Here is a 6,826-nt window from a genome sequence, read left to right on the forward strand (position 1 = left end):
ATCGATCTCGGCCACCACGACCGCCTCGCCGGTGCGGGGGGCCCGCGCCACGACGGTCCCGTCCGGGGCGACGATCTGGCTCTCGCCGGCGCCGTGCAGCCACTCGGCCGGCACCTTCAGCCCGGCGCTGACCTGGGCCAGCCGGTCGGCGGGGATGAGCGGGCCGACCTTGTTGGCGGCGATGACCCAGACCTTGTTCTCGGCGGCGCGGACCGGGATGTGCAGCGACGCTTCGTCGGTGGCGAACGAGTTCAGGCTGTTGAGCAGCAGTTGCGCGCCGCGCAGGGCCAGTCCCCGGGTGACCTCGTTGATCACGCCTTCCATGCAGGCGTACAGGCCGACGCGGCCGACGGCGGTGTCGATCACGGGCCCGGCCGTGGTCGCGGGGTCGAGGTGGTCGTTCTCGGAGCCCATGAGGATCTGCTTGTCCGCCTCGCCCAGCAGCTCGCCGTCCGGGCCGTACAGCAGGGAGGCGCCCGTGGTGCGGCCGTCGTCGCGGGCGAGCGTGACGCCGATCTTGATGTGCGCGCGGTGGGCGCGGGCGCGGCCGGCGATCGCGGTGAGGAAGGGGTCGCCGTGCCGGCAGGCCATCGTGCGGGCGTGCTCGCGGCTCTCGTACCAGGACAGGTGGTTGCAGAACTCGGGTAACACGATCAGTTCGGCGTCCCGGTCGGCGGCTGCGTCGATCATGCGCAGGCTGGTGGCGAGGTTCGCGGCGATGTCCTGGCCGGTCTCGAACTGAACTGCGGCGACCCGCACCACAGTGCCTCCCTGTTACATCTAGAGAAACAGCGTTTCCAACACCTACAATCTCGCACAACAGAGCCCGATGTCCAGAGGAGCCGCCCGTGCTGACCCATGTCGTGCTGATGAAGTTCACCGATCCGGCTGACGCGCCGGAGGCCAAGAAGCTGCTCGAGGGGCTGGCCGGCCGGGTGCCGCAGATCAGGGAGCTCTCCGTGCACCTGGACGTGGTGCGTTCGCCCGTCTCCTACGACCTGTGCCTGATCACCCGGCACGAGTCCGCCGAGGAGCTGCGCGGCTACCAGGAACACCCTGAGCACCTGGACGTGGCCGGCTGGCTGCGCCCCCGGCTGGAGGCTCGGGCGGTGGTCGACCACGAGGGATGACGTGACCTCCTGGACACGGGGCGCGGTTTCGGGAGATCCTGCATGGAAACACTGTTTCTTTACTGGTGACAGACTGAGGAAGAAGTCGTGAAGGAACCGCTTCGGCTCGTCCGCGCGCCCGCCGCCGACGACCGAGCCCGGCCGGAGGCGTCATGATCCGGTCCCTGTGGTGGGCCGCGGAGACGGGCGGCGACCCCCCGTTCGGCACCGCGCATCTCAAGGTCCACTACCCGGCGGCCGCGCAGGGCGACCGGCTGACCGGGACGTTCCCGCCCGAGGGCGGGCCGTACCCGGTCGTGCTGTTCCTGTCCGGGATCAACGTCGGGCAGGACGCCTACCGCTGGCTGGCGATCGAGATCGCCCGCGCCGGATTCGTGTGCGTGACGTTCGACCGGGTGGGCGAGCTGTTCGGCGGCCAGTACGGCCTCACCCCCGGCGTCGACCTGGAGGCCGCCTCCCCCGCGCACTACGGCACCCGCCCGACCTGCCCGGCCATCGGCGACGTCCTGGCCTCGCTGGCCCGCATCGACCTGCTCAAGGGCGTGCTCGACCTCGACCGGGTGGCCATCGGCGGACACTCCGCAGGCGGCACCGTGGCGATGCAGTCGGCCAGGTTCTTCCCCGGCGTCAAGGCCGTCTTCTCCTACGGCGCCCACACGATGGTCGCCACCATGCTGGGCTGGCCCGCCGGCACCGTGCTGCCCGCCCAGGCCGACTGCCCGGTGCTGCTGTCCGTCGGCACCCGCGACGGCGTCATCCAGGGCAGCGCCGACCGCTACGGCCAGGACGGGCGGGCCCCCGACCCGGTCACCCGGACCTTCGAGGAGGCCCTCGGCGACGGCGAGCACCTCCTGGCCGTCTTCGAGGGCGCCAACCACTTCCTGATCGCCGACCCGGTGGACCCGACGGCCGCACGCGCCTTCCTGGACCTGCCCGCCACCGCCGAGCCCCGTCCCGAGCTGGCCGGGATGATCACCGCGTTCCTCCGTACTCATCTGTGCGACGACCCGGAGGCGCGCACCGCGCTGGCCGACCTGCCCGCAAGGAGGAAACATGCTTAAGAACTTCTGGTACGCGATCGCGTTCGCCCACGAGGTGGAGCACCGGCCCAGCAAGGTCACCTGCCTCGGGCAGGACTTCGTGATCTGGCGGCGGCGCAACGGCACGGTGGCCTGCCTGTCCGACCTGTGCGTGCACCGGGGCGGCGCCCTGTCCATGGGCACCCTGGTCGAGGACCGCGTCACCTGCCCGTACCACGGCTGGGAGTACGAGGCCGACGGCTCGTGCGTGCGGATCCCGGCCAACCCTCCCGGCCGGGGCATCCCCAAGAAGGCCCGCGTCGACTCCTACCCGGTCGTCGAGAAGTACGGCATGGTCTGGGCCTTCCTCGGCGACCTGCCCGAGGAGCGGCGGCCGCCGATCCCGCACGTCGCCGAGCACGGCGACCCCTCCTTCCGGCCGGTCTACTGGCAGACCGTCCTGGAGGCCAACTACGAGCGGGCGATGGAGAACGTCGTCGACGCGGCGCACACGCCGTTCGTGCACGGCTCCTTCCTGGGCGACCCCGACAAGCCGGAGATCCCCGACTACGAGGTGACGCAGGACGAGTGGCACGCGGAGGCCGACATCCGGCTCCACCCGCCGGTGTCGAAGGGCCTGTGGGGCATGCTGGCCCCCAAGCGCCTCGACCACGTCGTGGTCACCAACGGCTGGTACCTGCCGAACGTGGTCAAACTGCACGTCAGGCTCCCGTTCGGCGACCTCATCCTGTACGACCACAACATCCCGCTGTCGCAGAACCGCACCCTGGTCAAGCTCGTCGGCTACCGCAACTTCTTCCCCGGCAGGTGGGCCGACGGCAACGCGCTGAAGCGGATCAGGCGGATCTTCGAGCAGGACCGGAAGGTGGTGGAGGCGCAGCGGCCCGAACTGCTGCCCTACGACCTCGCCGCCGAGCTGCACCTGCGCAGCGACGCGCTGCAGATCGCCTACCGGCGGCGCCGCCAGGAGCTCGCCGAGCAGGGCTGGTTCCTGGACGACGGCGACGTCGTGGTGGGCGACGTGCCGCGCCGCGAGGCCACCGTCATCCCGTCGCCGGCCCGCCGTGACAATCCCGAACTCGCCCGCGCGTGGGTGCACAAGACCCGAGGAGACGACCATGAGCCTGCCCGAAGCGCTGAGTGAGCGCGTCCTGGAGCGGCTGAGCGCCGCCCTGGACCTGAGGCCGGCCGACGACGTGCCGCTGACCTCGCCGATGTCCCCCGATCCGGTCGGCCGGTTGCGGGTGCTGCGCCCGGCGGGCGCCGACGGGCCGGTCGACAAGGCCGTCTCCGTCAGTCTCGTGGTGCCGCAGATCGGGCTCGACAGCCACATGATCTTCGTGTTCACCCGGCCCGGCTCGGCGGTGCCGCACTTCACGCTGGACGCGGTGGCCGCCGCCGAGTTCCACGCCATGCACCTGGACCTCATCCCCCGCGCCGAACTGGCCGTCAACCTGGAGTACCTGGACGCCTGCTTCGTGCCGCTCACCGACCTGCTGGAGCGGGCCTGGCAGCTCGACGGGCTCTCCCCCGCCGCCATCGGGCCCCGGCAGCGGGCCATGATGTCGCCCTGGATGCTGGTGTGCCGCGCCACCGACGACGCCTTCGCCGCGCTGGGGCCGACCGTGGACGCCTACCTCGACCACTGGCTGACGCTGGTGGCCGGCGGCGTCCCCGAACCCGCCGGCGACCTGGCGGGACGCGACCGCGTCTGCCGGGCCAACCTCTTCTCCCCCGACGTGGACCCCGTCTGGCACCAAGTGACCAGGCTGATCGGCGCGGACCAGTCGGAGACCGTACGGAAGGAACTGCTGAAGTGACCGGGTCCAGCGAGTGGCAGCGGCGCATCGAGGGCGAATGGGTCGGGCGGCCGTCCCTGTTCGACCACACCGGGACGTGGCTGGGCTTCGAGGACATCCGCCGCTCCTCGGTCAGCGAGGGCGGCGTGACCACGTACTACATGGACGGCGGCCTGGAGGGCGGCGGCCCGCTGGCGGGCCGGTTCCGGCTGGGCGCCCCGTTCGCGTTCGGGGTGGTCGACTCCGACGCCAGCCGGATCTACACCGGCCCCGACTTCTACGGCACCGGCCAGCCGTACGGGTCCTTCGTCGACGCGCACTACTACGGGCCGGGCTGGCAGGTGGACCTCAACACCTACAACCAGGTCATCGGTGACACGCAGGTCTACTCGTCGATGCTCTACCAGGGGCCCGCGGTCGTCGGCTGCTTCAACGGCCTCTACACCCGCGACCCGGCCAAGGCCGCCGACTGGCTCGCCGCCGAGACGCGGAACGGGCCGGTCCCGTACATCCTGCCGACCAAGACCGGCGGCGCGTTCGCCGGCCCGTGCGAGCTGTTCGGCGCCGACCAGAAGCCCATCGGCACGGTCGACCTGCGGATCGAGCTGGAGCCGCTCGACCTGCTGCGAACCCGGCAGCGCGTCACCTGGTCCGGCGCGCTGGAGCGCGCGTACACGGTGGACGTGCGGCGCGACGGGACCCGCTCCTTCTACGAGGGGCCGGACGCGTGGGGCAACGCCCAGGCGTTCGGCCGGGCCAACTACCCCGGCGTCCACTTCACCGACGTGTGGAAGCTCAAGGGCCGGGAGTTCATGCTCGACGCCTCGCCCGGCATGGGCTCGGGGACCGAGCTGGCGGTGGTCTACGAGCTGTTCGAGGGCGGCGTGCTCGCCGCGGTGATGCACGGGGTGCTGACGTGGTCATCGTCGTGACCGGCGGCAGCCGAGGCATCGGGCAGGGCCTGGTCAGGGAGTTCCTGGCGCGGGGCCATCAGGTGGTGAGCTGCGGCAGCACCAAGGCGCCCGAGGACGGCCTGGGCGTCGTCGCCGACGTCACCGACCGGGCCCAGGTGCGCGAGCTGTGGGACAGGGCCGTCGCCGAGTACGGCCGGGTGGACATCTGGATCAACAACGCCGGCATCACACACGGCCGGGCGCCGCTGTGGGAGCTGCCCGAGGAGGAGGCCCGCGCGGTCGTCGGCGTCAACCTCACCGGCGTGGTCAACGGCTGCGCGGTCGCGCTGGCGGGCATGGCCGCCCAGGGCCACGGCCATGTCTGGAACATGGAGGGACTGGGCAGCGACGGCCGCACCGTGCCGGGAATGTCGGTGTACGGGGCCACCAAGCGGGCGCTGACCTACCTCACCAAGGCCCTGGCCAAGGAGGTGCCCGCCGGAGTGTCGGTCGGGCTGCTCAGCCCCGGCATGGTCGTCACCGACCTGCTGGTCCGCGACCTGAACCCGAAGTCGCGCAAGGTCTTCGACATCCTGGCCGACCGGGTCGAGACCGTGACCCCGTGGCTGGCCGAGCAGGCGCTCGCCCGGACCCGGAACGGCGCGCACGTCCGCTGGCTGACGGGGCCCAAGATCATGGCCCGGTTCGCAGGCGCCCCCTTCACCAAGAGAAAGGTCCTGCCGTGACCGACGCACTCGGCTGGCGACGCAAGTTCGGCGTGATCGCCCCCTCGACGAACACCATCGTGGAGCCGGAGTTCTACGCGATGACCGTGCCCGGGGTGACCGCGCACTTCAGCCGGATCCACATCAGGGATCAGAACATGGCCGGCGACGAGGGCATGGAGCGGCTGCTCGACCAGATCCGCGACGAGATCGGCGCGGCCTGCGAGCGGGTGATGACCTGCGAGCCCGACTACATGGTCATGGGCATGTCCGCCGAGACCTTCTGGGGCGGCGTCGAGGGCAACCGGCAGTTCGTCGAGCAGATCCACGGCCTCACCGGCCTGCGGGTGGCCACCGGCGCGGAGGCCTGCGAGCGGGCGCTGAAGCTCTACGGCGCCCGGCGGATCGGCGTCGTCACCCCGTACCAGCCGGTGGGCGACGAGAACGTGGTCCGCTTCTTCTCCGAGATCGGCTTCGAGGTCACCGCGATCAAGGGCCTGAAGTGCCCCACGGCCGTGTCGATCGCGCACGTGAGCGAGGCCGAGCTGCGCGACGCGCTGATCGAGGTGAACTCGGCCGACGTGGACGTGCTGGTGCAGTGCGGGACGAACCTGTCGATGGTGCGGCTGGCCGACGAGGCCGAGCGCTGGCTCGGCAAGCCGGTCATCGCGATCAACGCCGCCACCTGGTGGATGGCGCTGCGCGACAACGGCATCCAGGACAAGGTGTACGGCGCGGGCTCGCTCCTGCGTGATCACTGAAGGGTCTGGAGGGCGGCCTTCCGGTCGCCCTCCAGGGTGGACCTGCCCCGGAAGGCCAGCAGCGCGCCCGCCAGCAGCGGGATCGACAGGATGGCGTAGGCCCAGCGCAGCGAGCCGGTGGCGTCGGAGAACGCGCCGACCATCAGCGGCCCCGCCGACCCGGCGAGGGAGATGAGGAACTGCAGCAGAGCGAACCCGAGGCCGCGGCGGGCGGCGGGCACCACGTCGGCGGTGGCGGCGGTGAGGCTGGGGATGGCCACCAGGAATCCCGCCGTGGACAGCGCCAGGCAGATCAACTGGGCGGGCAGCACCAGCAGCACGGCCGCGCCGGTCAGGCTGACCGCGCCGACGAGCAGGCCCCACGCGCCGAGCGTGACCCGCCAGCCGGGCCTGACCAGGTGTCCCTTGTCGCCCAGCCGGGCCCCGATGATGCTGCCCGCCATGATGCCGAGCAGTCCCGCGCCACCCGCCCGGCCGG

The 6,826-nt window shown here is 71.5% G+C and carries 9 protein-coding genes; 7 read left to right on the top strand and 2 right to left on the bottom strand.

From position 1 onward, the window contains the following. On the bottom strand, positions 1-762 hold a 762-nt coding region (locus OUY22_RS34855), incomplete at its 3' end, for a carbon-nitrogen hydrolase family protein (RefSeq protein ID WP_270159573.1). Positions 763-848: 86 nt separating this feature from the next. Here OUY22_RS34855 and OUY22_RS34860 point away from each other — a divergent pair. From OUY22_RS34860 to OUY22_RS34890, 7 genes are all read left to right on the top strand, one after another. Next, positions 849-1,130 carry a Dabb family protein gene (locus OUY22_RS34860; RefSeq protein ID WP_270159574.1) on the top strand — a complete coding sequence of 94 codons (282 nt, stop codon included), beginning with the start codon at positions 849-851 and terminating at the stop codon, positions 1,128-1,130. A 152-nt stretch (positions 1,131-1,282) separates the two neighbouring features. Further along, complete coding sequence (locus OUY22_RS34865) at positions 1,283-2,191, top strand: alpha/beta hydrolase family protein (protein WP_270159575.1); 909 nt, start codon at positions 1,283-1,285, stop codon at positions 2,189-2,191. Then, positions 2,184-3,314, top strand: a complete 1,131-nt coding sequence (locus OUY22_RS34870) for an aromatic ring-hydroxylating dioxygenase subunit alpha (RefSeq protein ID WP_270159576.1) — start codon at positions 2,184-2,186, stop codon at positions 3,312-3,314. Before OUY22_RS34865 ends, OUY22_RS34870 begins: the two co-directional genes overlap by 8 nt. After that, positions 3,289-3,990 (top strand): hypothetical protein, encoded by a 702-nt coding sequence (locus OUY22_RS34875; RefSeq protein WP_270159577.1) that lies wholly within the window; start codon positions 3,289-3,291, stop codon positions 3,988-3,990. The genes OUY22_RS34870 and OUY22_RS34875 overlap by 26 nt, the downstream gene beginning before the upstream one ends. Continuing rightward, positions 3,987-4,901, top strand: coding sequence for a hypothetical protein (locus OUY22_RS34880; RefSeq protein WP_270159578.1), 915 nt, complete (start codon positions 3,987-3,989; stop codon positions 4,899-4,901). The genes OUY22_RS34875 and OUY22_RS34880 overlap by 4 nt, the downstream gene beginning before the upstream one ends. Next, positions 4,886-5,608: an SDR family oxidoreductase gene (locus tag OUY22_RS34885; protein ID WP_270159579.1), complete on the top strand. Its 723-nt coding sequence runs from the start codon at positions 4,886-4,888 to the stop codon at positions 5,606-5,608. Before OUY22_RS34880 ends, OUY22_RS34885 begins: the two co-directional genes overlap by 16 nt. Then, positions 5,605-6,348, top strand: coding sequence for a maleate cis-trans isomerase family protein (locus tag OUY22_RS34890; protein WP_270159581.1), 744 nt, complete (start codon positions 5,605-5,607; stop codon positions 6,346-6,348). The genes OUY22_RS34885 and OUY22_RS34890 overlap by 4 nt, the downstream gene beginning before the upstream one ends. Here the strand turns inward: OUY22_RS34890 and OUY22_RS34895 are convergent. After that, positions 6,342-6,826: MFS transporter (locus OUY22_RS34895; protein WP_270159582.1), on the bottom strand; the 485-nt coding region annotated here is incomplete at its 5' end. The genes OUY22_RS34890 and OUY22_RS34895 overlap by 7 nt on opposite strands.

Origin of the sequence: Nonomuraea corallina (assembly GCF_027620315.1) — a bacterium.
GTDB classification, from domain to species: domain Bacteria; phylum Actinomycetota; class Actinomycetes; order Streptosporangiales; family Streptosporangiaceae; genus Nonomuraea; species Nonomuraea corallina.

What these genes read in the sequence shown, in the direction of transcription:
- OUY22_RS34865 (WP_270159575.1), top strand. Translation starts at nt 1,283, where the DNA reads ATGATCCGGTCCCTGTGGTGGGCCGCGGAGACGGGCGGCGACCCCCCG.
- OUY22_RS34870 (WP_270159576.1), top strand. Translation starts at nt 2,184, where the DNA reads ATGCTTAAGAACTTCTGGTACGCGATCGCGTTCGCCCACGAGGTGGAG.
- OUY22_RS34875 (WP_270159577.1), top strand. Translation starts at nt 3,289, where the DNA reads ATGAGCCTGCCCGAAGCGCTGAGTGAGCGCGTCCTGGAGCGGCTGAGC.